This window comes from Rhodococcus sp. 5A-K4 (assembly GCF_046097995.1).
Taxonomy (GTDB): Bacteria; Actinomycetota; Actinomycetes; order Mycobacteriales; family Mycobacteriaceae; genus Rhodococcus_F; species Rhodococcus_F erythropolis.
The window spans coordinates 1-24,514 of sequence record NZ_JBJURM010000012.1 but is presented as its reverse complement, the minus strand read 5'-3'; the positions used below and the strand labels follow the sequence as shown (position 1 = coordinate 24,514).

31 protein-coding genes are annotated in these 24,514 nt (G+C 61.6%); 8 read left to right on the top strand and 23 right to left on the bottom strand.

From position 1 onward, the window contains the following. Window positions 1–102: 102 nt before the first annotated feature. The 21 genes from rplO to rpsJ form a co-directional block, all read right to left on the bottom strand. A complete protein-coding gene (rplO, locus tag ACKAMS_RS17105; RefSeq protein WP_019747555.1) occupies window positions 103–546 on the bottom strand; it encodes a 50S ribosomal protein L15 in 444 nt (147 codons plus the stop codon). A gap of 2 nt (window positions 547–548) precedes the next feature. Beyond that, window positions 549–728 carry a 50S ribosomal protein L30 gene (gene rpmD, locus ACKAMS_RS17100; RefSeq protein ID WP_003940751.1) on the bottom strand — a complete coding sequence of 60 codons (180 nt, stop codon included), beginning with the start codon at window positions 726–728 and terminating at the stop codon, window positions 549–551. Then, complete coding sequence (rpsE, locus tag ACKAMS_RS17095) at window positions 728–1,399, bottom strand: 30S ribosomal protein S5 (protein ID WP_003940718.1); 672 nt, start codon at window positions 1,397–1,399, stop codon at window positions 728–730. Before rpsE ends, rpmD begins: the two co-directional genes overlap by 1 nt. A gap of 31 nt (window positions 1,400–1,430) precedes the next feature. Continuing rightward, on the bottom strand, window positions 1,431–1,838 hold the full coding sequence (gene rplR, locus ACKAMS_RS17090) for a 50S ribosomal protein L18 (RefSeq protein WP_003940996.1): 408 nt from the start codon (window positions 1,836–1,838) through the stop codon (window positions 1,431–1,433). A gap of 1 nt (window position 1,839) precedes the next feature. Next, entirely contained in the window at window positions 1,840–2,379 is a 540-nt protein-coding gene (rplF, locus tag ACKAMS_RS17085) for a 50S ribosomal protein L6 (protein WP_003940970.1), read from the bottom strand. Between the two features lie 14 nt (window positions 2,380–2,393). Beyond that, complete coding sequence (rpsH, locus tag ACKAMS_RS17080) at window positions 2,394–2,792, bottom strand: 30S ribosomal protein S8 (protein WP_003940873.1); 399 nt, start codon at window positions 2,790–2,792, stop codon at window positions 2,394–2,396. Window positions 2,793–3,244: 452 nt separating this feature from the next. Continuing rightward, window positions 3,245–3,430, bottom strand: coding sequence for a type Z 30S ribosomal protein S14 (locus ACKAMS_RS17075; protein ID WP_003940698.1), 186 nt, complete (start codon window positions 3,428–3,430; stop codon window positions 3,245–3,247). Window positions 3,431–3,434: 4 nt separating this feature from the next. After that, a complete protein-coding gene (gene rplE, locus ACKAMS_RS17070) occupies window positions 3,435–4,001 on the bottom strand; it encodes a 50S ribosomal protein L5 (RefSeq protein ID WP_003940924.1) in 567 nt (188 codons plus the stop codon). A 1-nt stretch (window position 4,002) separates the two neighbouring features. Further along, window positions 4,003–4,320: a 50S ribosomal protein L24 gene (rplX, locus tag ACKAMS_RS17065; protein ID WP_003941019.1), complete on the bottom strand. Its 318-nt coding sequence runs from the start codon at window positions 4,318–4,320 to the stop codon at window positions 4,003–4,005. Then, complete coding sequence (gene rplN / locus ACKAMS_RS17060) at window positions 4,320–4,688, bottom strand: 50S ribosomal protein L14 (RefSeq protein WP_003940951.1); 369 nt, start codon at window positions 4,686–4,688, stop codon at window positions 4,320–4,322. The genes rplX and rplN overlap by 1 nt, the downstream gene beginning before the upstream one ends. 357 nt (window positions 4,689–5,045) lie before the next feature. Then, window positions 5,046–5,327 (bottom strand): 30S ribosomal protein S17, encoded by a 282-nt coding sequence (rpsQ, locus tag ACKAMS_RS17055; protein WP_003941020.1) that lies wholly within the window; start codon window positions 5,325–5,327, stop codon window positions 5,046–5,048. Next, a complete protein-coding gene (rpmC, locus tag ACKAMS_RS17050) occupies window positions 5,324–5,560 on the bottom strand; it encodes a 50S ribosomal protein L29 (protein WP_003940734.1) in 237 nt (78 codons plus the stop codon). Before rpmC ends, rpsQ begins: the two co-directional genes overlap by 4 nt. Then, window positions 5,560–5,976: a 50S ribosomal protein L16 gene (gene rplP, locus ACKAMS_RS17045; protein ID WP_003940899.1), complete on the bottom strand. Its 417-nt coding sequence runs from the start codon at window positions 5,974–5,976 to the stop codon at window positions 5,560–5,562. The genes rpmC and rplP overlap by 1 nt, the downstream gene beginning before the upstream one ends. A gap of 3 nt (window positions 5,977–5,979) precedes the next feature. After that, window positions 5,980–6,786 (bottom strand): 30S ribosomal protein S3, encoded by an 807-nt coding sequence (gene rpsC, locus ACKAMS_RS17040; RefSeq protein ID WP_003941003.1) that lies wholly within the window; start codon window positions 6,784–6,786, stop codon window positions 5,980–5,982. Next, window positions 6,786–7,190 carry a 50S ribosomal protein L22 gene (gene rplV / locus ACKAMS_RS17035; protein ID WP_003940717.1) on the bottom strand — a complete coding sequence of 135 codons (405 nt, stop codon included), beginning with the start codon at window positions 7,188–7,190 and terminating at the stop codon, window positions 6,786–6,788. The genes rpsC and rplV overlap by 1 nt, the downstream gene beginning before the upstream one ends. Further along, the gene (gene rpsS, locus ACKAMS_RS17030) at window positions 7,187–7,468 is read right to left on the bottom strand and encodes a 30S ribosomal protein S19 (RefSeq protein WP_003940820.1); all 282 of its coding nucleotides are present in this window, start codon (window positions 7,466–7,468) and stop codon (window positions 7,187–7,189) included. The genes rplV and rpsS overlap by 4 nt, the downstream gene beginning before the upstream one ends. A 13-nt stretch (window positions 7,469–7,481) precedes the next feature. Further along, the gene (rplB, locus tag ACKAMS_RS17025; RefSeq protein ID WP_003940895.1) at window positions 7,482–8,318 is read right to left on the bottom strand and encodes a 50S ribosomal protein L2; all 837 of its coding nucleotides are present in this window, start codon (window positions 8,316–8,318) and stop codon (window positions 7,482–7,484) included. 39 nt (window positions 8,319–8,357) lie between these two features. Then, window positions 8,358–8,663 carry a 50S ribosomal protein L23 gene (gene rplW / locus ACKAMS_RS17020; RefSeq protein ID WP_003940990.1) on the bottom strand — a complete coding sequence of 102 codons (306 nt, stop codon included), beginning with the start codon at window positions 8,661–8,663 and terminating at the stop codon, window positions 8,358–8,360. Then, the gene (gene rplD, locus ACKAMS_RS17015) at window positions 8,660–9,334 is read right to left on the bottom strand and encodes a 50S ribosomal protein L4 (protein ID WP_003940723.1); all 675 of its coding nucleotides are present in this window, start codon (window positions 9,332–9,334) and stop codon (window positions 8,660–8,662) included. The genes rplW and rplD overlap by 4 nt, the downstream gene beginning before the upstream one ends. Continuing rightward, window positions 9,331–9,987, bottom strand: a complete 657-nt coding sequence (rplC, locus tag ACKAMS_RS17010; protein WP_003940826.1) for a 50S ribosomal protein L3 — start codon at window positions 9,985–9,987, stop codon at window positions 9,331–9,333. Before rplC ends, rplD begins: the two co-directional genes overlap by 4 nt. A 17-nt stretch (window positions 9,988–10,004) precedes the next feature. After that, window positions 10,005–10,310 carry a 30S ribosomal protein S10 gene (gene rpsJ / locus ACKAMS_RS17005; protein WP_003938093.1) on the bottom strand — a complete coding sequence of 102 codons (306 nt, stop codon included), beginning with the start codon at window positions 10,308–10,310 and terminating at the stop codon, window positions 10,005–10,007. A gap of 575 nt (window positions 10,311–10,885) precedes the next feature. Between rpsJ and ACKAMS_RS17000 the strand changes: the two genes are divergently transcribed. The 8 genes from ACKAMS_RS17000 (at window position 10,886) to ACKAMS_RS16965 (ending at window position 18,805) form a co-directional block, all read left to right on the top strand. Further along, entirely contained in the window at window positions 10,886–11,362 is a 477-nt protein-coding gene (locus tag ACKAMS_RS17000; protein WP_003940943.1) for a hotdog fold domain-containing protein, read from the top strand. A gap of 85 nt (window positions 11,363–11,447) precedes the next feature. Continuing rightward, on the top strand, window positions 11,448–11,972 hold the full coding sequence (locus tag ACKAMS_RS16995) for a chorismate mutase family protein (protein WP_019747551.1): 525 nt from the start codon (window positions 11,448–11,450) through the stop codon (window positions 11,970–11,972). Next, window positions 11,969–14,053, top strand: coding sequence for an aminodeoxychorismate synthase component I (gene pabB / locus ACKAMS_RS16990; protein WP_264614138.1), 2,085 nt, complete (start codon window positions 11,969–11,971; stop codon window positions 14,051–14,053). The genes ACKAMS_RS16995 and pabB overlap by 4 nt, the downstream gene beginning before the upstream one ends. Before the next feature lie 8 nt (window positions 14,054–14,061). After that, window positions 14,062–14,940 (top strand): prephenate dehydrogenase dimerization domain-containing protein, encoded by an 879-nt coding sequence (locus tag ACKAMS_RS16985; RefSeq protein WP_408989287.1) that lies wholly within the window; start codon window positions 14,062–14,064, stop codon window positions 14,938–14,940. Between the two features lie 6 nt (window positions 14,941–14,946). Further along, a complete protein-coding gene (locus ACKAMS_RS16980) occupies window positions 14,947–15,903 on the top strand; it encodes a diiron oxygenase (RefSeq protein ID WP_408989286.1) in 957 nt (318 codons plus the stop codon). Window positions 15,904–16,122: 219 nt separating this feature from the next. Next, window positions 16,123–17,094 carry an ATP-binding cassette domain-containing protein gene (locus ACKAMS_RS16975; protein ID WP_042951295.1) on the top strand — a complete coding sequence of 324 codons (972 nt, stop codon included), beginning with the start codon at window positions 16,123–16,125 and terminating at the stop codon, window positions 17,092–17,094. Beyond that, window positions 17,091–17,951: an ABC transporter permease gene (locus ACKAMS_RS16970; RefSeq protein ID WP_042951282.1), complete on the top strand. Its 861-nt coding sequence runs from the start codon at window positions 17,091–17,093 to the stop codon at window positions 17,949–17,951. Before ACKAMS_RS16975 ends, ACKAMS_RS16970 begins: the two co-directional genes overlap by 4 nt. Further along, window positions 17,948–18,805 (top strand): ABC transporter permease, encoded by an 858-nt coding sequence (locus ACKAMS_RS16965; protein ID WP_099697410.1) that lies wholly within the window; start codon window positions 17,948–17,950, stop codon window positions 18,803–18,805. The genes ACKAMS_RS16970 and ACKAMS_RS16965 overlap by 4 nt, the downstream gene beginning before the upstream one ends. A 113-nt stretch (window positions 18,806–18,918) precedes the next feature. Here ACKAMS_RS16965 and ACKAMS_RS16960 read toward each other — a convergent pair whose 3' ends face one another. Both ACKAMS_RS16960 and ACKAMS_RS16955 read right to left on the bottom strand, forming a co-directional pair. Continuing rightward, window positions 18,919–19,854, bottom strand: a complete 936-nt coding sequence (locus ACKAMS_RS16960; protein ID WP_225989419.1) for a triacylglycerol lipase — start codon at window positions 19,852–19,854, stop codon at window positions 18,919–18,921. Window positions 19,855–20,033: 179 nt separating this feature from the next. After that, on the bottom strand, window positions 20,034–24,514 hold a 4,481-nt coding region (locus tag ACKAMS_RS16955), incomplete at its 5' end, for an amino acid adenylation domain-containing protein (protein WP_408989285.1).

Genomic DNA, 24,514 nt, shown 5'->3' with positions numbered 1-24,514 from the left:
CGAGGCATGCACGACCAATCTGTGACAAGACCTGGTAGACGCCGATGGCCGCAGCGCAGCAAACGCTGCGCTGCGGCCATCGGACTAGCTACGCGTGATTACTCACAGCTCGGTGGCGGAACCACCGGCAGCAGCAATCTTTTCCTTGGCGGAACCGGTGAACTTGTCGACGGTCACCTGAACGGCAACTGTCAGTTCGCCGTCGCCCAGAACCTTGACGAGCTGGTTCTTGCGGACTGCGCCCTTGGCAACGAGATCCTCGACCGTGATTGCTCCACCTTCGGGGAACAGACGGGCGATGTCGCCGACATTGACGACCTGGTACTCGGTGCGGAACGGGTTCGTGAAGCCCTTGAGCTTGGGCAGACGCATGTGAAGCGGCATCTGTCCGCCCTCGAAGCCCACGCGCACGGTGTTACGTGCCTTGGTGCCCTTGGTACCGCGACCTGCGGTCTTACCACGCTTGCCGCCCTCACCGCGTCCAACACGAATCTTGTTGGACTTGGATCCCGGAGCGGGGCGCAGGTGGTGCAGTTTGATGGTCATGGTTAGACCTCCTCAACTGTTACGAGGTGGCGCACCACGTTGATCAGACCGCGGTTCTGTGCGTTGTCCTCACGAACAACGGTCTGACGGATGCCCTTGAGACCGAGCGTGCGCAGAGAATCCTTCTGGTTCTGCTTGGTCCCGATGATGCTCTTGATCTGAGTGACCTTGAGATCTGCCATTACTTCACACTCCCAGCAGCCTGTGCGCGAGCGCGAAGCATGCCGGCGGGTGCAACCTCTTCGAGGGTGAGGCCGCGGCGAGCCGCAACTTCCTCGGGACGCTGCAGACCCTTGAGCGCAGCAACGGTCGCATGCACGACGTTGATGGCGTTGTCGCTACCGAGCGACTTCGACAGGATGTCCGCGATACCAGCGCACTCCAGCACGGCGCGCACAGCGCCACCGGCGATAACACCGGTACCGGGGCTTGCCGGGCGAAGCATGACGATGCCGGCAGCAGCCTCACCCTGAACGGGGTGAGTGATGGTGTTGGCGATCATCGGGACGCGGAAGAAGCTCTTGCGAGCCTCCTCGACACCCTTCTGGATGGCCGCGGGAACTTCCTTGGCCTTTCCGTAGCCGACGCCGACCAGTCCGTTGCCGTCTCCGACGATCACCAGAGCGGTGAAGCTGAAGCGACGACCACCCTTGACGACCTTGGAAACGCGGTTGATCGTGACAACGCGCTCGATGAACTGTGACTTCTCCGCAGCGTTTCCGCCACGGCCACCGTCGCGACGGTCACGGCCGCCACCACGGTTGTCCCCACGAGCGTTGCTGTTGTCACCGCTGTTGGGGCCATTCTGTCCGGCGGGTCCGCTTCCGCCGTCACGCCTTTGACGTCCCGGCATCAGGCTGTCCTTCCGTTGAAAATGTTGGTCATCAGAACTTCAACCCGCCTTCGCGAGCCGCGTCTGCCAGGGCCGCGATGCGACCGTGGTAGCCGTGTCCGCCGTGGTCGAAGACAACTGCTTCCACGCCGGCAGCCTTGGCGCGCTCGGCGATCAGCTGACCGACCTTCGCGCTCGCAGCCTTCTTGTCGCCTTCTGCCACGCGCACGTCTGCTTCGATGGTCGACGCGGAGGCCAGGGTGTGGCCGGCCAGGTCGTCCACGAGCTGGACGTGGATGTGGCGCGAGGACCGGTTGACGACCAAGCGGGGACGCTCGGGCGTGCCGGAGACCTTCTTGCGGAGACGGAAGTGACGACGCGTCTTCGAGAGACGACGCTTGGTGGACGCATCCTTGCCCAGCGGAATCCGCTTGGCTTTCTGGTTTGCAGTCTGGCTCATATCACTTACCCGTCTTTCCGACCTTGCGGCGGATCTGCTCACCCTCGTAACGCACGCCCTTACCCTTGTACGGGTCCGGACGACGGAGACGACGGATGTTGGCCGAGATCTGCCCGACCTTCTGCTTGTCGATGCCGGACACCGAGAACCGGGTGGGCGACTCGACGACGAAGGTGATGCCTTCAGGAGCCTCGATCGGCACCGGGTGGCTGAAGCCGAGCGCGAACTCGAGGTCCTTGCCCTTCAGTGCCACACGGTAACCAACACCGTGGATCTCCATCTTCTTCGTGTAACCCTCGGTGACACCGGTGATGATGTTCGCAACCAGGGTCCGCGACAGACCGTGCAGCGCGCGGCTACGACGCTCGTCGTCGGGGCGCGTGACGCTCAGCGAGCCGTCCTCTGCCTTTTCGATTGCGATGGGCTCGGAGATGGTCAGCGCGAGGGTGCCCTTGGGACCCTTGACGGTGACATCCTGGCCGCTGATCGTGACGTCAACGCCCGCGGGGACGGTGACCGGAATCTTTCCAATACGCGACATTGTGGTGGCCTCCCTTACCAGACGTAGGCGAGGACTTCCCCGCCTACTCCTTGATTGGCCGCCTGGCGATCGGTGAGCAGACCGGACGACGTGGAGATGATGGCCACGCCGAGGCCTCCGAGGACCTTGGGCAGGTTGGTGGACTTCGCGTAAACCCGGAGACCGGGCTTGGAAACGCGACGCACGCCGGCGAGGCTACGCTCGCGGCTGGGACCGTACTTCAGATCGACGATGAGGGTCTTGCCGACCTCTGCGTCTTCGGTACGGAAATCCGAGATGTAGCCCTCGCGCTTGAGGATCTCGGCGATGTTCGCCTTGATCTTCGAGTGGGGAAGCTTCACCTCATCGTGGTACGCCGTGTTGGCGTTGCGCAGACGCGTCAAGAAGTCTGCGATGGGGTCAGTCATGGTCATAGGTCGACCTCGACACCTTTCTCGCTGTGGTTCCCATGCAACACCGGACGAATCCGATCGTGGGCCTCCAGCAATTCGGCTGGGCCGTCCGACTTGTGTCAGACGGCGTAAGTTACCGCACCGAGCTGAACGCATGCGTCAGCCACGGCAACCGCTCTAGTGTAGGGAACTTTGGCGCAAGTGTCCACCGGGATGCCACGTCGGCTCCCCCACCGCCACCCGAAGGTCGCTGATCGGGAAGGTATCGACGCACCCCGAAATCTGAACTGCTCGTTCGGCACCGAAGAACGACATCGACGAACGATGATCGCTTTCAACCAGAGTCGCAGCGGGACAGTTCTTTTCAGGATCGGCGCGATACACAACTCGATGGAAACCACGAATGGACGTGGGTTCCAAAGGAACCCACGTCCATTCACATGCGTGGTGTGACGAAGCCCGAGGGCCTCAGATCACCAAGAGCTCTTGCGAACTCCGGGAAGCTCGCCGGCGTGAGCCATCTCGCGAACGCAGATACGGCACAAGCCGAACTTGCGGAACACCGAGTGCGGGCGACCGCACCGCTGGCAGCGGGTGTAGGCGCGAACCGCGAACTTGGGCTTCTTGTTGGCCTTGTTGACCAATGCCTTCTTAGCCATGCGCTCAGTTCTCCTTGAACGGGAAGCCGAGGTGCTTGAGCAGTGCACGGCCTTCTTCGTTGTTGGTTGCGGTGGTCACGACGGTGATGTCCATACCGCGGGGGCGATCGATCTTGTCCACGTCGATCTCGTGGAACATCGACTGCTCGTTGAGGCCGAACGTGTAGTTGCCGTTGCCGTCGAACTGGTTGCCCGAGAGACCGCGGAAGTCGCGGATACGGGGCAGAGCGACAGACACGAGGCGGTCCAGGAACTCCCACATGCGGTCACCACGGAGGGTGACGCGTGCGCCGATGGGCATACCTTCGCGGAGCTTGAACTGCGCGATGGACTTACGTGCCTTGCGGATCTCGGGCTTCTGGCCTGTGATCAGCGACAGGTCATGGACAGCGCCGTTGATCAGCTTGGCGTCACGGGCAGCGTCGCCGACGCCCATGTTGACGACAACCTTGACGACGCCGGGGATCTGCATGACGTTCGAGTAGTCGAACTCGCTGTTGAGCGCGTCCTTGATCTCAGCGCGGTAGCGTGCCTTGAGGCGCGGCTGGACCTTGTTTTCGGTGGAGGTCATGTCAGATGTCCTTCCCGTTCTTCCGGGAAATCCGAACGCGCTTGCCGGACTCTTCGTCGGTGCGGTAGCCCACGCGGGTGGGGTTTCCGTCCGAGTCGACGACTGCAACGTTGGAAACGTGGATCGGGGCTTCCTGCGTGACGATGCCGCCGGAGGATGCTCCGCGCTCGTTCGCGGAAACCGCGGTGTGCTTCTTGATTCGGTTCACGCCTTCGACGAGGACCTTGTCGGTCGCGGGGTAGGCCTGAATGACCTTGCCCTTCGCGCCCTTGTCCTTGCCGGCGATGACCAGAACGGTGTCACCCTTGTGCACCTTCATCACAGCACCTCCGGGGCAAGCGAAACGATCTTCATGAACTTCTTCTCGCGCAGCTCACGGCCGACGGGTCCGAAGATGCGGGTTCCACGGGGATCACTGTCAGCCTTGATGAGCACTGCAGCGTTCTCGTCGAACTTGATGTAGGAACCGTCCGGACGACGGCGCTCCTTGGTCGTGCGAACGATGACGGCCTTGACGACCTCACCCTTCTTGATGTTTCCACCGGGGATTGCGTCCTTGACGGTGGCGACGATGACGTCACCGATCCCGGCGTAGCGACGTGACGAACCGCCGAGAACGCGGATGCAAAGGATTTCCTTGGCACCCGTGTTATCAGCGACGCGAACTCGCGACTCCTGCTGAATCACTTGATCTCCCTAGACCTGGAATTTCGTGCGCAACGGATTACCGACCCGGTGCGCGCGGTCATTGTTGCCACCTGCGTCGTGTCTGAGCTGCAGTCCCACCGACTGACGTCGGGAGACGATCACTGCAAGCACCGTTCGAGCTGCGCACGTGAAGACACACCTCTGCCACAGGCAACCGTTCTATTGTAGGGAAGGGTTCACCGAATACCAAATCAGCCGTACTCGACGCAACTCGAACCCTTCGCCCGGAAAGCCCCGAAAGCCCCCGGAAAGCCCCCGGAAAGCCGAATGGCCCACTCCCCCAAGGGGAAGCGGGCCATTCGGTGATACTCGATCAGCTCGAGGATTCGATCAGGCTTACTTGGCCTTTTCGAGGACCTCGACCAGACGCCAGTGCTTCGTCGCGGACAGCGGACGGGTTTCCATCAGCTGAACGCGGTCGCCGACGCCGGCAACGCCGTTCTCGTCGTGCGCCTTCACCTTGGTCGTACGGCGGATGATCTTGCCGTAGAGCTTGTGCTTGACGCGGTCTTCGAGCTCGACCACGATCGTCTTTTCCATCTTGTCGGACACGACGTATCCGACACGGACCTTACGGCTCGCGCGCTCTTCTGTGCTCACTGCTTTTTCCTCACTCATGCCGCGTCACCTGCATCCGGACCCACAGCGAGTCCGAGCTCACGCTCACGCAGGACGGTGTAGATGCGCGCGATCTCGTGACGAACGGTGCGCAGTCGTCGGTTGTTGTCCATCTGGCCGGTAGCCATCTGGAAACGAAGGTTGAAAAGCTCTTCCTTCGACTCACGGAGCCGGGTGACCAGCTCGTCTTCACTGAGCTCGCGGAGCTCTGCTGCTGGGGTTCCAGTAGCCATCAGAACTGCTCCTCTCTGGTCACGATCCGGCACTTGCACGGGAGCTTGTGCATCGCGCGGCGCAGGGCCTCACGAGCAATCTCCTCGTTGGGGTATGTCATCTCGAACAGAACGCGTCCGGGCTTGACGTTGGCAATCCACCACTCGGGCGAACCCTTACCGGAACCCATTCGGGTTTCGGCCGGCTTCTTCGTGAGGGGGCGATCCGGGAAGATGTTGATCCAGATCTTGCCGCCACGCTTGATGTGCCGAGTCATGGCGATACGAGCGGACTCGATCTGCCGGTTGGTGATGTAGGCAGGCTCGAGAGCCTGGATGCCGTAGTCACCGAAGGTCACCTGGGTACCGCCCTTGGCGGCACCCGAACGGCTCGGGTGGTGCTGCTTGCGGTGCTTGACCCGCCGTGGGATCAACATGCGTCAGCCCTCCTGATTCTGTTCAGTTGCGGGAGCATCGGCGGTTGCGGTCGCTGCGCGGCCGGCCTCGGTGCTGGTCGCAGTGGTACCGGTGGCACCGGAACGACGCGGACGGCTCGGACGCTCACGACGCGGGCGATCCCCGGCCGGTGCGGCCGTGTTGGCGGCGAGCTCACGCTTGCCACCGACGATGTCGCCCTTGTAGATCCAGACCTTGACGCCGATGCGACCGAAGGTGGTCTTGGCCTCGTAGAGGCCGTAGTCGATGTCCGCACGAAGCGTGTGCAGCGGCACACGGCCTTCGCGGTAGAACTCCGACCGGGACATCTCGGCGCCGCCGAGACGACCGGAGCACTGAACGCGGATTCCCTTGACGTTGGGCTGACGCATGGCCGACTGGATGGCCTTGCGCATTGCACGACGGAAGGCAACGCGGTTCGAGAGCTGCTCGGCCACACCCTGTGCGACGAGCTGTGCTTCAGCTTCTGCGTTCTTGACCTCGAGGATGTTCAGCTGAACCTGCTTGCCGGTCAGCTTCTCGAGCTCGGAGCGGATGCGATCGGCTTCGGCGCCGCGGCGGCCGATGACGATGCCCGGACGTGCAGTGTGGATGTCCACGCGAACACGGTCACGGGTGCGCTCGATTTCGACCTTCGCGATTCCTGCGCGCTCCATGCCGGTGGCGAGGAGCTTACGGATCGCGACGTCTTCCTTGACGTACTCCGCGTACTGCTTGTCTGCGTACCAGCGAGACTTCCAGTCGGTGGTGATGCCGAGACGGAAGCCGTGCGGGTTGATTTTCTGGCCCACTACTGAGCACTTCCCTTCCGGCGATTACGGGTCGATGTTCCGGTCTTCGGCAGGCTCTCCACGATCACGGTGATGTGACTGGTGCGCTTGCGAATACGGAACGCACGTCCCTGTGCACGCGGCTGGAACCGCTTGAGGGTCGCGCCCTCGTCCACGAACGCCGTAGCAACGACAAGCGTGCTGGGGTCGAGGTCGAGGTTGTTCTCGGCGTTGGCTGCTGCGGAGGCGATCACCTTGGCGACCGGCTCGCTCGCTGCCTGCGGCGCGAACTTCAGGATGTTCAGGGCGTCTTCAACCGAGCGCCCGCGGACCAGGTCCACAACTCGACGTGCCTTCATCGGCGTAACGCGAACGTGCTTCGCTACAGCCTTGGCAGTCGGGTTGGCGGTTTCGGTGTTGCTCATCGCCTCTTCGCCTTCCGATCATCCTTGATGTGACCCTTGAACGTGCGGGTCGGTGCAAACTCTCCGAGCTTGTGTCCGACCATGGAGTCGGAAACGAACACGGGGACGTGCTTGCGGCCGTCGTGAACTGCAAACGTGTGGCCGATGAAGTCCGGGATGATTGTCGAACGACGGGACCAGGTCTTGATGACCTGCTTGGTTCCCTTTTCGTTCTGTACATCCACCTTCGCGAGGAGGTGGTCATCGACGAACGGGCCCTTCTTAAGGCTGCGTGGCATCCTTCACTCCCTCCTAGCGCTTGTTCTTGCCGGTGCGGCGGCGACGGACGATCATCTTGTCGCTTGCCTTGTTCTTGCGGGTACGGCCTTCAGGCTTACCCCACGGGCTGACCGGGTGGCGTCCACCTGAGGTCTTGCCCTCGCCGCCACCGTGCGGGTGGTCGACCGGGTTCATCACGACACCACGAACGGTCGGGCGCTTGCCCTTCCAACGCATACGGCCGGCCTTGCCCCAGTTGATGTTCGACTGCTCGGCGTTGCCGACCTCGCCGACGGATGCGCGGCAGCGCACGTCGACGCGACGGATTTCACCGGAAGGCATACGCAGCGTGGCGTAGCTGCCTTCCTTACCGAGGAGCTGGATGCTGGCGCCTGCGGAACGAGCCATCTTGGCTCCGCCGCCGGGACGCAGTTCCACACCGTGGATGGTGGTACCAGTCGGGATGTTGCGCAGCGGCAGGTTGTTGCCCGGCTTGATGTCGGCGCCTGCACCGGACTCGACCGGTGAACCCTGCACCAGGCCCTTGGGGGCGATGATGTAGCGCTTCTCACCGTCTGCGTAATGCAGGAGTGCGATGTTTGCTGTGCGGTTGGGGTCGTACTCGATGTGAGCGACCTTTGCCGGGATGCCGTCCTTGTCGTTGCGACGGAAATCGATCAGTCGGTATGCACGCTTGTGTCCGCCACCCTTGTGACGGGTGGTGATACGACCGTGTGCGTTACGTCCACCGCGACCGTGCAGCGGGCGAACCAGCGACTTCTCGGGGGTTGACCGAGTGATCTCGGCGAAGTCCGAGACGCTCGAGCCACGACGGCCCGGTGTTGTCGGCTTGTACTTACGGATTGCCATGAGTCTTCTCGTCCTCTATGTCTCGTCAAGTCCCGGCGCTTACGCGACCGGTCCTCCGAAGATCTCGATGGGCTTGCTGTCAGCGGACAGGGTCACGAGCGCGCGCTTGGTGTCCTTGCGCTTGCCGTAACCGAATCGGGTCCGCTTACGCTTGCCCTGACGGTTGGCGGTGTTGACGCTGGTCACCTTGACGCCGAAGACCTTCTCGACGGCAATCTTGATCTGCGTCTTGTTCGAGTCCGGGTGCACCAGGAAGGTGTAGGTGCCTTCCTCGATCAGTCCGTAGGACTTCTCGGAGATGACCGGAGCGAGCAGGATGTCGCGGGGGTCAGCGATGGTGCTCACTTGGCGTCCTCCTTGTTCTGAGCGCTCTCTGCGGGCCCGTGGATGAACGCGTTGAGTGCCTCGACGCTGAACACGACATCGTCTGCATTGAGCACGTCGTAGGTGTTGAGCTGGTCGGGTGCAATGGGATGCACGCCTTCCAGGTTCTGCACGCTCTTCCAAGCGGCTACATCCTGGCGACCCACGACGAGCAGCAGCTTCTTGCGATCCGAAATCTCGCCGAGGAACGCGATTGCGCCCTTGGTCGAAGGCGTCTGCCCTGCAACCAGTTCGGTGATGACGTGGATGCGCTCGTTGCGTGCGCGGTCAGAGAGGGCTCCGCGAAGAGCGGCTGCCTTCATCTTCTTGGGGGTGCGCTGGCTGTAGTCACGCGGCTGCGGGCCGTGAACGGTTCCGCCGCCGACGAACTGCGGTGCGCGAGTCGAGCCCTGGCGTGCGCGGCCGGTGCCCTTCTGGCGGTACGGCTTCTTGCCACCGCCGCGGACGTCGCCGCGGGTCTTGGTGGAGTGGGTTCCCTGACGAGCAGCTGCGAGCTGCGCGACGACAACCTGATGGAGAAGCGCGATGTTGGCCGGAGCGTCGAAGATCTCAGCGGGGAGATCGACGGTGCCGTTGGTCTTGCCGCCGGCGACCTTGACGTCCAGGGTCAACTTGGTCTCGGTGCTGGTCATGCCCGTGCACCACCCTTCACTGCACTCTTGACGATCACGAGGCCGCCCTTGCGGCCGGGGATCGCACCCTTGATCAGCAGCAGGCCGTTCTCGGCATCCACCTTGTGGACCGAGAGGTTCTGCGTCGTGATGCGGTCGCTACCCATGCGTCCGGACATGCGCATGCCCTTGAACACGCGGCCGGGGGTTGCACAGCCACCGATGGAGCCCGGGCGGCGGTGAACAGCCTGGGTACCGTGCGACGCGCCCTGTCCCTTGAAGCCGTGACGCTTCATGGTTCCGGCGAAGCCCTTGCCCTTGCTGGTTCCGGTGACGTCGACGTATGCGCCGTCCTCGAAGACCTCGGCGGTGAGCTCCTGGCCGACCTCGTAGTCCGAGGTGTCCGCAACGCGGAGCTCCACTACGTGGCGACGCGGGGTCACACCAGCCTTGGTGAACTGGCCGGAAGTCGGCTTGTTCACCTTGCGCGGGTCGATGGCGCCGAACGCGAGCTGAACGGCGCTGTAGCCGTCACGCTCTTCGGTACGGATCTGGGTTACGACGTTCGGCCCAGCCTTCACGACGGTGACCGGGACAACCCGGTTGTTCTCGTCGAAGACCTGGGTCATGCCGAGCTTGGTGCCCAGGATTCCCTTGATCTTGGTATCAGTCATTGTTTTTGTCTCCGCCGTCACTGAATGTTCACGTCGACACTGGCCGGAAGGTCGATGCGCATGAGCGCGTCAACCGTCTTCGGCGTCGGGTCGAGAATGTCGATCAGCCGCTTGTGAGTACGCATCTCGAAGTGCTCGCGCGAGTCCTTGTACTTGTGCGGCGAGCGGATGACGCAATATACGTTCTTCTCGGTCGGCAACGGCACAGGTCCAACGACGCGGGCACCCGTACGGGTTACCGTCTCGACGATCTTGCGCGCTGACGCGTCGATCGCCTCGTGGTCGTAGGCCTTGAGCCTGATGCGGATCTTTTGTCCCGCCACGCTTAGTGTCCTTTTCTTGCCGCGTTTCGTAGCCCGCCTGGTCAGGCTCGAGCTACCTCGTCTGCACAGTCCTTGCCTGGACGATGACACGACGAACACTGAAGCGATCGGGACCAAGTCCGAAAGTTCGGAAGACCGTGTTAGCGGTAAACCGAGCATCGGATCAGATCAGGATCTGCTGCCGCTGTTCGTTTGTCATTGTTCTCCGGTACACGCGGTCGGGCGTGTCGCCTTCTCACTCATCCTGCGCCGGACAATCTTTCGATCATCTGGCGCGTGATGCGTACCGGACGTGTTCGATGTCGAACACAAAGTAGGTACTGCTTCCGTCCTGCATTACTTCTCGTCTTGCATGTCTTGCATGGTCACAGTCGTTGACCCGATTACCCTGACGGGATCTGCGATCGATCGTCTGTGACGTCTTACCCTTACCCGATCACGGCCGCAAACGACCGCGTCCCGGACAAGGCAACCCGACCAGTATGCCGTACCTGGCCCGATTCCTCAACTCCCCCGAACCAGCCTTTCCGAGTGAGCTGCGCGACAACAACCTTACTCAGAAGTAAGATAGTCCGATGACTACTTCCAGCCCCACCTATCGCGGATGGCAGAAATTGCCGGACAACGCCCTCGGACATGCAGTTTTCTCGGCGGCGATGTCCATTCGCGTGCCCTACTTCGCCTCCGTTCTCCCCCGGGTGACCAAGTTGGAACCGGGCCTGTGCGAGGTCCGCTCCCCCAAATGGTGGGGCGTCCACAACCATCTCGGCACCTTTCACGCGATCGCAGCATGCAATCTCGCGGAGGTCGCAATGGGCATGCTGAGCGAAGCGACGGTTCCGAACTCGCACCGCTGGATCCCCAAGTCCATGAAGGTCGACTACCTCGCCAAGGCCGAGACCGGCCTGCGGGCGGTCGCCCGACTCGAGACTTTGCCGGACTTCGCGGCGATCGAGAGTGGCACGGAACTTCTCGTTCCCATCTCGATCTTCGACCGGGGCGGCAAGGAAGTAGTCCACGCCGAAATCACCACCTGGGTCTCCCCCAAGTAGGCACTCACGAACCCGCCTGCATCGCAACCTGATTCGCCCGCCAAGCAGGTTTCGCAGAATTAGGCACCACCGCAGGTTTCGGCGAATGACGATCGTGGAACACCTCCCCGAACGGCGATGGTCGGTCGGGGTGCCGGTGTCCGGAGGTGGGTTGCGTTCCGGGCACCACATTGTCGACCTCGCGTCACGCCGAGCACCGGGAGGCCTCGTGGAAGAGTTCTTGACCACAACGAGTTCCGAAGCAGGCACGCAGACCTCGTCGTATCCGGACGAGGCCGAGGGATTGGACAGCTTCCGGCGCGACCTCGACGCCATCGACGCTCTACTTCTCGAGACGGTGCGGCAGCGGCTGGAACTCTGCCTACGCATCGGCGAGTGGAAGCGCTCCCGCGAGGTTCCGATGATGCAACCCGGCCGCGTCCGCCTCGTGCAGGAGCGGGCGCGTGAATTCGCCCGTAGACACGACCTCTCCCCCGACTTCTTCAACGCCCTGTACGAGCTGATGATTGCCGAGACCTGTCGACTCGAAGACCTGGTGATCAACGCACCTGTTGAGGAGGAGGACACTGTTCGGGAATCCGTCGGACCGAGATCAGGATCATCGACATGAGTTCCCGCACCCTTCTGGTGGACAATTACGACTCGTTCACCTACAACCTGTTCACCCTGTTGACCGAGGTCAACGGGGTTGTGCCGACCGTGGTCCGCAACGACGCGGATTGGGATTCCATCGATCTCGCGTCATACGACAACGTGGTCATCTCCCCAGGTCCCGGCCGGCCGGATCGCGACCGTGATTTCGGAATCAGCCGCCGTTTCATCGAAGAAGCGCCTCTCCCACTTCTCGGTGTCTGTCTCGGCCACCAGGGCCTGTGCGAGTTGTTCGGCGCGGACGTGGTCGTTGCGCCCGTACCGATGCACGGCCGAATTTCGCTGATCGATCACGACGGCTCGGGCATCTTTGCCGGACTTCCGTCGCCGTTCCGAGCTGTTCGCTACCACTCGTTGACCGTCGAGAATCTGCCGAACGCCTTCGTTCGTACCGCGTGGACGTCCGACGGACTGCTCATGGGTGTCCGGCACCGGACCAAGCCGATGTGGGGCGTTCAGTTCCATCCGGAGTCCATCAGTACCGAGTTCGGCATAGATTTGCTCGCGAACTTCCGCGATCTGTCCGTCGGACGCACTCTGGATTCGGTGATCCGACCCGAACCGACTTCGCAAACACCCGACCTGCGGCCGGCGATCAACTACGACGTCGACGACGTGATTCTCGATTTTGCAGTGGACCCGTCTGCGGCCTATGCAGCACTGTTCGCCGACGGTCCGAACGCGTTCTGGCTGGACCGCGCGGCAACCGCAGAGCCGAGTGCGCGCTTTTCGATACTCGGCGATTCGTCGGGGCCGCTGGCCGAGTTCATCACGTACGACGTGCAAGCCGAGGTACTGACTGTCAGCCGAAAAGGCTTGTCCGACGAGCACATTCGAGTTCCGTTCTTCGATTACTTGGACGCACAACTCGCGACGCGCTTCGTGCCCTCGCATCCGGAACTCGACTTCAACCTCGGCTACGTGGGCTACCTCGGCTACGAACTGAAAGCACAGACCGGAGGAAGGGCAGTCCATCCGGCACCCACTCCTGATGCCGCTCTGGTGTTTGCCGATCGCGCCGTCGTCATCGATCACACCGCGGGCCGCACTCACGTTTTGAGGTTGCGCGAGAAAGTCCGGGACGCCGGCTATGACGATTGGCTCGAATCGACCGTCGACACCTTGGCGCGGATCGGCGCGGACCTTCCGGAACGCACCCCGGTTCCGCTGATCAGCGACACCGTCTGGACGCAGGCTCGCCTGCGGCATGATCGCGATCAGTACCTGTCGTTGATCGGAACGGCCCTCTCGGAGATCCGGGCAGGTGAGTCCTACGAGGTATGTCTGACCAACATGGCGAGCGTCGACGAGACGATCGATGCACAGCAGGCGTTCGAGTATCTGCGCTCGATCAATCCGACGCCGTACAGCGCACTTCTCGACTTCACCGGCATCTCGGTGGTCTCGGCCTCGCCTGAGCGGTTCCTTCGTGTCGACTCGGACGGCAACGTCGAGTCCAAGCCGATCAAAGGGACCCGTCCGCGCGGCGTCACCCGAGCGCGTGATGCTGCGCTACGGCAGGACCTGCTCGACAGCGAGAAGGACCGCGCCGAGAACCTGATGATCGTGGACCTCACTCGCAACGACCTCACCAAGGTCTGCGTTCCGGGAAGTGTCCACGTTCCGAGGCTGTTCGCGATCGAGTCGTACTCGTCCGTTCACCAAATGGTGTCGACGGTGCGTGGACATCTGAGCCCGGGGTCGTCGGCGGTGGACTGTGTCCGCGCCGCGTTCCCCGGCGGATCGATGACAGGTGCTCCGAAGGTACGAACGATGGAGATCATCGACCGCCTCGAATCCGGCCCACGTGGGGTCTACTCGGGATCGATCGGGTACTTCGCCCTCGGTGGCGCCGCGGACCTCTCGATCGTGATCCGGTCGCTGGTCTGCACCGAGAGCGGCGTGACCTTCGGAATCGGTGGTGCCATTACAGCGTTGTCCGACCCGGAAGAAGAATTCGACGAGACCACGGTCAAGGCGTCCACTCTGCTCCGTGCACTCGATGCGGTGTCCTCGCGGGTCCTCGAATACGGCGGGTAGATCCAGCCATGACGCCGGCATCAGGCACCGCGACGGTTGTCGGCGGCCTGGGTGCCGTCGGATCCATGTTCGTCGAACTGCTTCGCGCCGGGGGGGCGACGGTCACCGTCGTCGACCCAGCAGGCAGCGATCCTGACGGAGATGTAGTCGTCGGAGACATCACGAAACCCAGTGACCGGGTCCTCGCACACGTGGAGTCCTCGAGCGTCATCGTGCTCGCGGTTCCCGAACAGGTCGCTCTAGCCGCACTACCGAGCCTTCGAACATCCGGTGCTCTCGTTGTGGACACACTGTCGGTCAAATCGCGGATGGACGCAGCAATCGCCGACGCCGGCCGAGAAGGGGAGTTCCTCGGACTCAACCCCATGTTCCGTCCGTCGCTCGGACCGCGCGGTCGGGCCGTCATCGCAGTGCCGTACGTCGACGGTCCGCAGTCCGTCAGATTCCTCGACGTCGTGCGCTCGTGGGGAGCGTCGGTCGCGGTGATGGACGCCGATCGTCACGACCGGTTGGCCGCGGCTACCCAGGTTCTGACACACGCGTCGGTGCTGGCTTTCGGCGTTGCCCTGGCCGAACTCGGAGTTTCTGCGGACGAACTCCTCGCGGTCGCCCCTCCCCCGCATCGGACCTTGCTCGCGCTCCTGGCGCGGATAGCCGGCGGCGAACCGGAGGTGTACTGGGACGTACAAGCGGGCAATCCGTATGCAGGTGCGACACGAAAAGCACTGTTCGATGCCACCTCACAGGTGGACACGGCGGCCGAGACGCTCGGCGACTTCACGACGCTGATGAAAACCGCCGAGGCAGCGCTCGACGATCACTCCGGCGAATTGAACGCGGAGTGCCAGAGCCTATTCGATCGCATTGCCGAAAGGCACAGAGAGTAGGGAACGATGAGACCTGGAGTGAGTCCGCCCAGCCTCCCCGAGTACGACGCCTCGGATCCGGTCGAGAGTGCAATCGTCAGTCGGCTTGCGAGCAATTGGGCGCGCCGGGCAACCGTGAAGAAGGCGGAGCCGGAACTGGACGATCTCTTCGATTCGTCGTTGTCCGACTACCCCGAAGCACTTCTCCCGTTCGCGGAGCATCCGACCTACCTGGCATTGCGTCCCGAGCAGAAGCAACGCCTGCAAGCCTGGGCATGGATCGCGTTCAACAAGAACGTCATGGACATCGAGAAGTACGTCGTCAATCCCGGATTCGACGTTCTCGCCGAAGACCGACTCGGCGTCGGTCTCGGAGATTGGGCTGCAGTGGCCGTCAATCAGGCGATGGTCGACGAGCAATATCACACGCTCATGCACTTCAATGCCAGTTCAGCGACCCGTCGAGGCAGGGGCTGGGGGCTGCCGGCGAAGGCACTGCCAGACGTCCTGACGGTCCGCACGCGGGCGCAAGCTCTCGACGCAGCCGAGGGGCCTCGCAAGATCGCCCTGACACAGTTGGCGTTCATGACCGTCGCCGAAGTGTCGATCACCGCATACCTCGACCTGATCTCGGATGACCCGGGTGTGCAGTCGATCAACCGCGCGACAATCCGGTTGCACGCTCGCGACGAGTACTGCCACGCCTCGATTGCCGGGGAACTGGCCGAGTCGGTCTGCAGCACGCTCGATGACGAGGAACTTCGAATCTTCGCGGATTCCGCATGCACTGCGATGCGCTCGTTCGCCTCGAACGACTACGGTGCGTGGCGGTCGATACTCGCGATGGAGGGCATCGGGTCCGGAGACAAGATGATCGACAACCTCGAGCATTCCACGGGTTCGGAGTTGCTGGTACAAGACTTCAGTGGACTACGTACGTTGTTCGACAGGCTCGGCGTGCCCGATCGGATCGATTTCACATGACCGCCCATTTCAGTGTGGGTGAGGACACATCACCGGCTCGCGGTCACCTGTTCCTGGGTGTTTCTCGAGGTTATCGATCAGCACTCCTTGCATGTTGCGGTCCGCGACGGATCGCTCCGGTAACATCCCTAGCTAGTAACTAGATACTCAGTAATGAAGGCAACAGAGCCCCGCGGGGATCGCGTGCCCGTCCAATCCCACGCAAACAGCGGAGTGTTGATGCCCTATTCCACGGACGCAGCGGTTCTGGTGGAAGGCGTCCACAAGTCATTCAAGGACGTCCACGCCCTTCAAGGCGTGAGTTTCAGCGCACCTCGAGGTTCTGTTCTCGGAATCCTCGGGCCGAACGGCGCCGGCAAGACCACGACGGTGAAAGTCTTGTCCACCCTGATCACTCCGGACAGTGGTCGCGCGGTCGTCGCAGGCCATGACGTCGTTCGCAATGCGCCGGAAGTTCGTCGGTCGATCATGATGACGGGTCAGTTCGCGGCGCTGGACGAGACGCTCTCGGGACGAGAGAACATCGAAATGTTCGCGCGATTGATGGGCCTCGACAAGGCTGCGGCCCGTCAGCGTGCCGTGGAGTTGTTGGAACAGTTCGACCTCCTCGAAGCCTCCAGCCGCGCAGTCCGGCACTACTCCGGCGGTATGCGCCGTCGTATCGACATCGCATGTGGCCTCGTGGTCCGTCCAGAAGTCGTTTTCCTGGACGAACCGACCACGGGGCTCGATCCACGCAGCCGCCAAAGCGTGTGGGCACTGGTTCAGACGCTGAAGTCCCAAGGAATCACCGTGCTGCTGACCACGCAATACCTCGAAGAGGCCGATCTTCTGAGTGACAACATCATCGTCATCGACAAAGGCACCGTGATCGCCGAAGGCACTGCAGATCAGCTGAAGGCGCGCACCGGAAGCAGCTTCTGCGAGATCGTTCCGGTCGACCCGCGCCAACTCGGCCAAGCCGTGCACGCGTTGGGCAATCTCGTCCCCCGAGATTTCAGATTCGATCTTGCGCTCGAAGCGCAGCAGATCGCCATCCCGGCACCGAGAGGGGCAGCCACGTTGTCCGAGGCACTGAGACGTCTCGACTACGCCGGTATCCAGCTCGCCGACATCGCCCTCCGACGCCCGTCTCTCGACGACGTCTTCCTCTCGCTGACCGGCCAGCCCCAGGGGCGTGGCGATCAATGACAGCCACAACCAAGAGCTACGACTCGGTGAAGGTTCGTCAGACGGAGATCGACAAGCTGATCGGCGCTACCACTCCGAAGGTCGGGCGGCACCGTCGCCCGCAGCCATCGGGAATCAACCAGTGGTGGGTACTGACGTCACGATTCGTCAGGCGAATGATCCGCCATCACGAGTTGACCGTCGCGATCGTAGCGCCGCTCATCTTCACGTTGGGATTCTACCTTCCGCTGAAGTTCGTGATGTCGATGCAAGGAATCGATTACGCCCAGTTCTTGATGCCGATCATCGTCCTTCAAGCCATGGCATTCACGGCGATCTCTGCTGCGCAACTCGCATCGACCGAGTCGATCACAGGATTCAGCACACGAATGCAGACCATGCCGGTCGTCGGTCCTGTTCCTCTCCTTGCCCGAATGTCGAGCGCGGTCGTTCGTTCGTTGGTTTCGCTCGCAGCTGCCTTGGTCTACGGCTACGTCATCGGCTTTCGATTCAACGCGGGTCTCGAGCAAGCTTTCATGTTCTGCGCGCTCGCGATGTCCTTCGCCATCGCGTTCGCCTTTGCCGGTGATGCCATCGGATCGATGTCGAAGAGCCCTGCTGCTACCAGCCAGATCCTGACTCTCCCCCAGCTCATACTCGGAATGCTCTCGTGCGGGTTTGTGCCCGAGACCGGGTTTCCGGAGTGGATTCGCCCCTTCGTCCGCAATCAACCTGTATCTCAATATTCGTACGCCATGCGTGATCTGGCTCAGGGTTCCGCTACTTGGGACGTGCTGTTTCCCGCCATTGCGTGGACCGTGGGTCTCCTTGCGGTCTGTGTCCCATGGGCCTACTGGGCAAGCTTGAGGCGGAAATGACCGACTTCGTGAACGGACCTACCCCACCACCGACGTCGCCGGCGATAACCTTGCCGGTCGTCGATTCCCCTTACGCCGAAAACTCGGCGAAAGCGCTGTGGTCGCACAGCCTGATACAAGCGAAACGCTTGCTGATGAACTGGGCTCGCGACCCTTCGACAACAATTCAGGCGCTGATCTATCCAGCTCTGACTCTCCTGATGTTCCGTGTCGTGCTCGGAAACTCCATTTCCAACGCCACGGGTCAGCCGAGCATCTACGGCACAGTTCCGATGATCATCCTCGTCGGAGCGATGTTCGGATCCATCGTCAGCGCTGTCGGACTTCGAAGCGAGAAAGAATCTGGTCTGTTGGGAAGATTCTGGACGCTGCCGGCTCACCGAGCGTCCGGACTTGTCGGACGAATGATTGCCGAAGCCACCAGAGTTCTTGCGACCTCGATCGTCATTCTCATCGTTGGTTTCGCCCTCGGATTCCGCTTCAATCAAGGTCCGCTCCCGGCGATTGCGGTGCTGGTAATCCCGGTCATTTTCGGAATCGGTTTCGCGATGATGGTCACTGCGCTCGCCACGGTCTCCGATACGTTGCCTCTGGTCGAACTGGTATCGATCGGCTGCACTCTTCTGATGTTCTTCAATTCCGGATTTGTCCCGGTCATGGCCTACCCGAAGTGGCTTCAGCCCGTGGTCGCCGAGCAACCGATGTCCGTGGCAATCGACGCGATGAGAGGCTTCGCGATGGGCGGCGAAGTCCTGGAACCGACGATCAAGACTCTTGCCTGGTCCTTCGGCATGATGGCGGTGTTCATCTACCCCGCGATCCGTGGTTATAGAAAAGCCGCAGCATCCGGCTAGTAGTCCTCATGCAGGCGTAGCTGCAGCCGAATGCAACCGGATGCAAGAAAAGACCCGCGGGGACAAATCCCTGCGGGTCTTTTTCTTTGCTGCCCGAACGGTGCCGGCTCGCGTCAGCAGGGCAGCGGATGCGTGTCCGTGTATGACGGATCGAGCGCCGCGAGAATCAGGGCGACCGCACGCGGGGCCGACGTCAATTCCTGATGAGTGACCTTCACATCCTCACAACCTTCCTGAACCCACACGTTGTCGACGGTGGCGCCGGGACCGGCGTTGAGGAACGTCGCTTCGGGCGGAGTCGACACTTCGTCACCGCGGCTTGCAAGCACCGCATAGTTGACACCCGCATCGGTGTCTCCGCCGGCGTTCAGTGCCTGCAAGAACGCCGATCCGATCATCTGTTGGAAGAAGGACGGCCCCACAGCAGTCAGTGCGAGGTCCGACATCGGCAGACCGAACGCTTCGGCGATCGCACTCAGTGTTTGTTTACCGCCGAAGGACGAACCGTGGTTCGTTGCACCGAGCGTGACCAATGTGTGGACCTTGTTCTTCGACGGGTCCCAATGGTCGGCTCCCCCGGCAAACCGCAAGTACTGCCGCGTCAGTGTGCCGCCGAGCGAGTGACCCACGATATCGACCTGTGCTGCACCGGTAGAGGCACGAACGTCATCGACGAACCGCGCCAGTTCCAACGCCGACTTCGGGATGTCGTCTCCGCCGACCAACCCGAGGGCGTTTCCGCCGAGCAGACTTCCCGTCCGTCCGTATTCCAACGCAAAAACGCAGTACCCTTCGGCCGCCAGTTGGGGTGACAATGTGGTCCACGTTGTCACCGGGTCAGACCAGGTTCCGTGGACGAGGACGACTGGCCGAGGATGCTTCTCTGACGGTTTGCAGTCCCAATCGTTCGCGCCGGGTAATACGAATGACGTGTCGGCTTCGTCTGGGGATTGAGCATTTCCGATTGCCGGAATGCTCACGATGGTCACGAGACTCACCATCATCACCGAAACAAGACCTGCGACCAGCTTCGCAGAGTTCTTCAACAACGATCCAATCCTTTACGGGTGTATCCCGCGACCCACTCTGGATCGCTCATACCAGCCTCGGCCATCCAGTCGGAACTGAACAGCGTGATCGAGACCTGATTGTGTCACAGTGGCGTCCTCGGCTTCCGCTGACCGCCAGTAGGTAGGCGGCATTTCACAGACGCTTCTTCCGGTCTTCACTACGAATTCGAGTCGCCGCTCCGAAAGTGCTGATCGAGAATCGGGCCCATGACGGTCAGCGCCTCGGCCGACGTCATCTGCCCATGTTCCACCGGGACTACGTGATTTTCGATCTCGCCGAGTGAAAATGGACTCCACAGTCCCGCAGCATCCGAGAAATCGGGATGATCCACTCCGGCGCTGAAGAAGGTGACCGGACCGGACACTACCGCCGGGGCATGACTGTTGATCATCTGAGGCGACGTGGTTGCCGCAGTGAACACGCGCTGCAAAGTCTCGACTGTCAGGCCCACCTGTTCCCCGTCCAGCGCGCTCAGCAACGCCTGCGCTTGTGCCGGCGACACTGTGGTCACGTCGTCGCCGAGGCCGAGATCCAAGCCTGTTGCGGCGAGTTCACTGCGGAACTCACGTTCGAAAGTCTCGACGCTCACACGCGGCACGCTGTCGAGCAGAATCAGCGAGCGAACTGCGTGACCGCGTGATTCCAGCTCGACGGCGACGGCGTGGGCGAGCACGCCGCCCAGCGACCAACCGAGAAGGTCGTATGGCCCCTGACCCTGAACAAGTGAAATCCGGTCCACAAAGATCTTTGCGAGTTCGTCGATCGACGTCGGAATGAAATCAGCCTGGCTCAAGGACGGACTCTGCAATCCGTAGATCGCGATCGATGGATCGAGATACTGAGTCAATCCGGTGTAGCACCACGAAAGACCACTCATCGGGTGCAGACAGAAGACGACGCGCGCTGCCGATTCGACGGTGCGGATCGGCAGCAGGACCTCCAGTGCAGACGATCCCGGAGCACCGGTACCGCGACTCTCCTCGTCGATGCGTTGAGCAAAGTCCTCGACGCTCGACGAACCGAACAGCCAGACGACGGGAACCGTGTGACCCACCCGGTCCGCCATTCTCGACGTCACCCGAGTGGCAAGCAGTGAACTTCCTCCTAGTTCGAAGAAGTCGTCGTCGAGGCCAACTGCTTCGATACCGAGAACGTCGCTGAAGGCCTCGGCCACAACCACTTCCGTCGGTGTTGCCGGCGCCCTGAATGCCTTCGGCGCAAAGTACGGTGCGGGCAGAGCACCGATGTCGGTCTTACCTGCAGGCGTCCGCGGAATGTCATCGACCACGACCACTGCGTCAGGCACCATGTACCGGGTCAGGAAGTTCGACGAATACGCGATGACGGCTTCGCCGTCGAGGATTTCGCCGGCCTCCGGTACGACGTGTGCGACAAGCAATTGACCGAGTCGGTCATCTGCATACACCGAAGCCACGACGCGAGAGACACCTGGACATGACAACAAGCACGCCTCGATCTCACCGAGTTCGACACGGAATCCTCGGATCTTGATCTGTTGATCATTGCGGCCGAGGTACTCGATGGCGCCGGTGGCCGAGACGCGGACAATGTCTCCCGTGCGGTACATCCTCGAGCCTGCCGGACCATACGGGTTCGCCACAAAGGTCGATGCTGTGAGCCCGAACCGCCCGAAGTAGCCGCGTGCCAGTGCGGCGCCCGAAAGGTAGAGTTCCCCGGGCACACCGACAGGCACCGGATGGAACCGTGCATCCAAGATAAACGCGGCCGTGCCCATCAACGGAGTTCCGATCGGGGCAGTTTCTCCAGGTACCAGCGCACCGCTCATGGTTGCAATCACCGTCGACTCGGTGGGCCCGTACATATTGACGAACTTCCGTCGAGCCCCCCACTGCGAGACCAGTTCGGGGGCCACTCTCTCACCGCCCGCGCCGATCACGGCGAGATCGTCCAGGCCGGCGGGGTTCATCGTCGCCAGCGCTGCGGGAGTGATGAATGCGTGCGTCACACGTTCGCGACGCAGCAGATCGGACAACTCCTCACCGCCGAGAATCGTCGCGGGGGCCACGACCATCGTCGATCCGATCGAAAACGCCATCAGAGCCTCCAGCATCGACGCATCGAAGCTCGGGGAAGCAAAATGCAGTGTCTTCGACCGGCTCGTCACCTCCAATCCGTCGACCAGTCCGTCCGCCAGATTTTTCAGTCCATTGTGGGTGACGGCGACACCCTTCGGCAGACCAGTGGATCCCGACGTATAGATGACCCAGGCCAAGTCATCGAACAAGAGCGGGCGGACCAGTTCGCTGTCCCGAATCGGTTCACCGCTACCTTCATCGGTCTTTTTGTCATCCAGGGAAATCCAGTCGACACCCGGAGGAAGCGCTACTCGGACGGCATCTGTCGTCAACCCTGCCGTCACACCGGAGTCCTTGATCATGTGACGGATTCGGTCGCGCGGATAGCCAGGATCGATCGGGACGAACGCGGCTCCGGATTTGGCGACTGCCCACAACGAGACGATTGATTCGATGGAACGCGGGACCGCAATCGCGACGAGATCTCCCGGGCCGATCCCCTCACCAATCAGTACTCGGCCCAATCTCGACGACCAGCCGTCCAATTCTTCGTAGGTGAGATCCACCCCGTCGCACGTGATCGCCACCGACTTCGCATGCTCAGTAGCGGCCGCGACGAAGATATCCGACAGTGTGTAGCGCTGTCGGTCTACGAGCCCCTCACCGGCGAGGAGGGTTTCAGACTCGTCCGTCGTCAATATATCGACGTCGCCGACCGACACAGACGGATCCTGTGTCACGACATCGAGGACCCTCGACAGACGCTGCGCAAACTCTTGAATCGTTGCTTCACGGAAAAGGTCTGTTGCGTAAGTGAACTGCATCGACAAACCTGCAGCGCTTCCATCTTCCGCGACCGATTCCACAACCGTCACCTGAAGATCGAATTTGGCGATACCTGGGTCGAAGTCGACGGCAGCCATTGTCAAGCTGGGTAGCTCGAAGGCGTTGCGCCCCAAGTTCTGGAACGAGAGTGCCACTTGAAACAGCGGAGTGAACGCTTGCGAACGCGGTGGATTCAGAACCTCCACCAACCGCTCGAACGGAACGTCGGCATTCCCGAAAGCACTCAGGTCGGCTTCTCTTGTGTCGTCCAGCAATTCACCGAACGACTTCGAGCCGTCAACCTTGGTCCGAAGCACGAGCGTGTTGACGAACATTCCGATCAGGTCGTCCAGCGACCGCTCGCCTCGACCGGCGACCGGGGTACCGATTACGATGTCGGTCGTGCTGGTCATTCGAGCCAGGACAACGGCCAGAGCCGCGTGTACGACCATGAACAGCGACGAATTGTGCTTCGCTGCCAAGGCATTGAGATTTTCGTGAATCTCGGCGGCTATCTCGATACCGGTTTCTGCCCCACGATTCGAAGCAATGCTCGGCCGAGGATGGTCCGAGGGCAAGCGCAATTGGTCGGGGGCATCGCGCAATGTCTCGGTCCAGAATTCCAGCTGACGCGAAATGACCGACGCCGAATCGTCTTCCGATCCGAGCGCCTCACGCTGCCAGAGTGCGTAGTCCGCGTACTGGATCGGAAGCGGCTCCCATGTCGGAATCTCGCCACGCGAGCGCGACTCATACGCAACCATGACGTCTCGCGTCAACGGGCCCATCGAGAAACCGTCGGCAGCGATGTGATGAACCACCACTACCAGAACATGACTCGTTTCCGAGATCGTGAATACCTTGGCGCGGAAAGGAATCTCGATTCCCACGTCGAACCCTCGCGATGCAAGGGCCTCGACCTCTTCCATGATCTGCGATTCGGGAACCGAAGTCGAGATGAGAGCTGCACCCGCCTCCGACACCGACATCACGTGTTGATGTCCGACTCCATCGTGATCGGGATATACGGTCCGCAATATCTCATGGCGAGCCACAACGTCGACGACTGCGGCCTTCAGTGCGTCGATTTCGAGCGAACCCGTAAGTCGAATGGCAATCGGGATGTTGTTGACCGCCGATTCGACGTCGAACTTGTTGAGGAACCACATCCTCTGTTGCGCGAGCGACAGTGGAATCAGTTCAGGACGCGTCCGCGGACCCAACGGCACCCGGCCACCGATACCGACTTCACTCGAAAGGCGCGCAGCCAGCGCCTCGACCGTGCTTGCCTCGAACAGAACACGCACCGGCACAACCGAATCGAGCGCTTCACCCAAACGTGCCACAATGCGCGTCGCTACGAGAGAGTTTCCACCCAATTCGAAAAAGTCGTCGTCGAGTCCGACTCTGGACACACCGAGCACTTCAGCGAAGACACCGGCCACCGAGAACTCGACAGGCGACTCGGGCGCGCGATAGACCCGCGCAGAAAACTCGGGCTCCGGCAGTGCACGCAAATCGATCTTTCCGGAGCGGGTGAGCGGGATTTCATTCAGCACGACAATCGCGTCGGGAACCATGTAATCAGCCAGCACGGCGCGGGCCGAATCTCGGACAGAATCCGAGTCTACTGTCGAGCCGGCCTCCGCCACTACGTAACCGACAATCTTCTGACCGAGAATAGGAATGGAGCACACTTTGACGACTGCACGGGCGACACCCGCACACCCGACCAACGCGGATTCGATCTCACCCA

Excerpts from the sequence above, each read along its gene's own strand:
- rplO (WP_019747555.1), bottom strand. The coding sequence starts at position 546 with ATGACCATCAAACTGCACCACCTGCGCCCCGCTCCGGGATCCAAGTCC.
- rpmD (WP_003940751.1), bottom strand. The coding sequence starts at position 728 with ATGGCAGATCTCAAGGTCACTCAGATCAAGAGCATCATCGGGACCAAG.
- rpsE (WP_003940718.1), bottom strand. The coding sequence starts at position 1,399 with ATGCCGGGACGTCAAAGGCGTGACGGCGGAAGCGGACCCGCCGGACAG.
- rplR (WP_003940996.1), bottom strand. The coding sequence starts at position 1,838 with ATGAGCCAGACTGCAAACCAGAAAGCCAAGCGGATTCCGCTGGGCAAG.
- rplF (WP_003940970.1), bottom strand. The coding sequence starts at position 2,379 with ATGTCGCGTATTGGAAAGATTCCGGTCACCGTCCCCGCGGGCGTTGAC.
- rpsH (WP_003940873.1), bottom strand. The coding sequence starts at position 2,792 with ATGACCATGACTGACCCCATCGCAGACTTCTTGACGCGTCTGCGCAAC.
- ACKAMS_RS17075 (WP_003940698.1), bottom strand. The coding sequence starts at position 3,430 with ATGGCTAAGAAGGCATTGGTCAACAAGGCCAACAAGAAGCCCAAGTTC.
- rplE (WP_003940924.1), bottom strand. The coding sequence starts at position 4,001 with ATGACCTCCACCGAAAACAAGGTCCAGCCGCGCCTCAAGGCACGCTAC.
- rplX (WP_003941019.1), bottom strand. The coding sequence starts at position 4,320 with ATGAAGGTGCACAAGGGTGACACCGTTCTGGTCATCGCCGGCAAGGAC.
- rpsQ (WP_003941020.1), bottom strand. The coding sequence starts at position 5,327 with ATGAGTGAGGAAAAAGCAGTGAGCACAGAAGAGCGCGCGAGCCGTAAG.
- rpmC (WP_003940734.1), bottom strand. The coding sequence starts at position 5,560 with ATGGCTACTGGAACCCCAGCAGCAGAGCTCCGCGAGCTCAGTGAAGAC.
- rplP (WP_003940899.1), bottom strand. The coding sequence starts at position 5,976 with ATGTTGATCCCACGGCGGGTCAAGCACCGCAAGCAGCACCACCCGAGC.
- rplV (WP_003940717.1), bottom strand. The coding sequence starts at position 7,190 with ATGAGCAACACCGAAACCGCCAACCCGACTGCCAAGGCTGTAGCGAAG.
- rpsS (WP_003940820.1), bottom strand. The coding sequence starts at position 7,468 with ATGCCACGCAGCCTTAAGAAGGGCCCGTTCGTCGATGACCACCTCCTC.
- rplB (WP_003940895.1), bottom strand. The coding sequence starts at position 8,318 with ATGGCAATCCGTAAGTACAAGCCGACAACACCGGGCCGTCGTGGCTCG.
- rplD (WP_003940723.1), bottom strand. The coding sequence starts at position 9,334 with ATGACCAGCACCGAGACCAAGTTGACCCTGGACGTCAAGGTCGCCGGC.
- rplC (WP_003940826.1), bottom strand. The coding sequence starts at position 9,987 with ATGACTGATACCAAGATCAAGGGAATCCTGGGCACCAAGCTCGGCATG.
- ACKAMS_RS17000 (WP_003940943.1), top strand. The coding sequence starts at position 10,886 with ATGACTACTTCCAGCCCCACCTATCGCGGATGGCAGAAATTGCCGGAC.
- ACKAMS_RS16995 (WP_019747551.1), top strand. The coding sequence starts at position 11,448 with ATGACGATCGTGGAACACCTCCCCGAACGGCGATGGTCGGTCGGGGTG.
- pabB (WP_264614138.1), top strand. The coding sequence starts at position 11,969 with ATGAGTTCCCGCACCCTTCTGGTGGACAATTACGACTCGTTCACCTAC.
- ACKAMS_RS16985 (WP_408989287.1), top strand. The coding sequence starts at position 14,062 with ATGACGCCGGCATCAGGCACCGCGACGGTTGTCGGCGGCCTGGGTGCC.
- ACKAMS_RS16980 (WP_408989286.1), top strand. The coding sequence starts at position 14,947 with ATGAGACCTGGAGTGAGTCCGCCCAGCCTCCCCGAGTACGACGCCTCG.
- ACKAMS_RS16975 (WP_042951295.1), top strand. The coding sequence starts at position 16,123 with ATGCCCTATTCCACGGACGCAGCGGTTCTGGTGGAAGGCGTCCACAAG.
- ACKAMS_RS16970 (WP_042951282.1), top strand. The coding sequence starts at position 17,091 with ATGACAGCCACAACCAAGAGCTACGACTCGGTGAAGGTTCGTCAGACG.
- ACKAMS_RS16965 (WP_099697410.1), top strand. The coding sequence starts at position 17,948 with ATGACCGACTTCGTGAACGGACCTACCCCACCACCGACGTCGCCGGCG.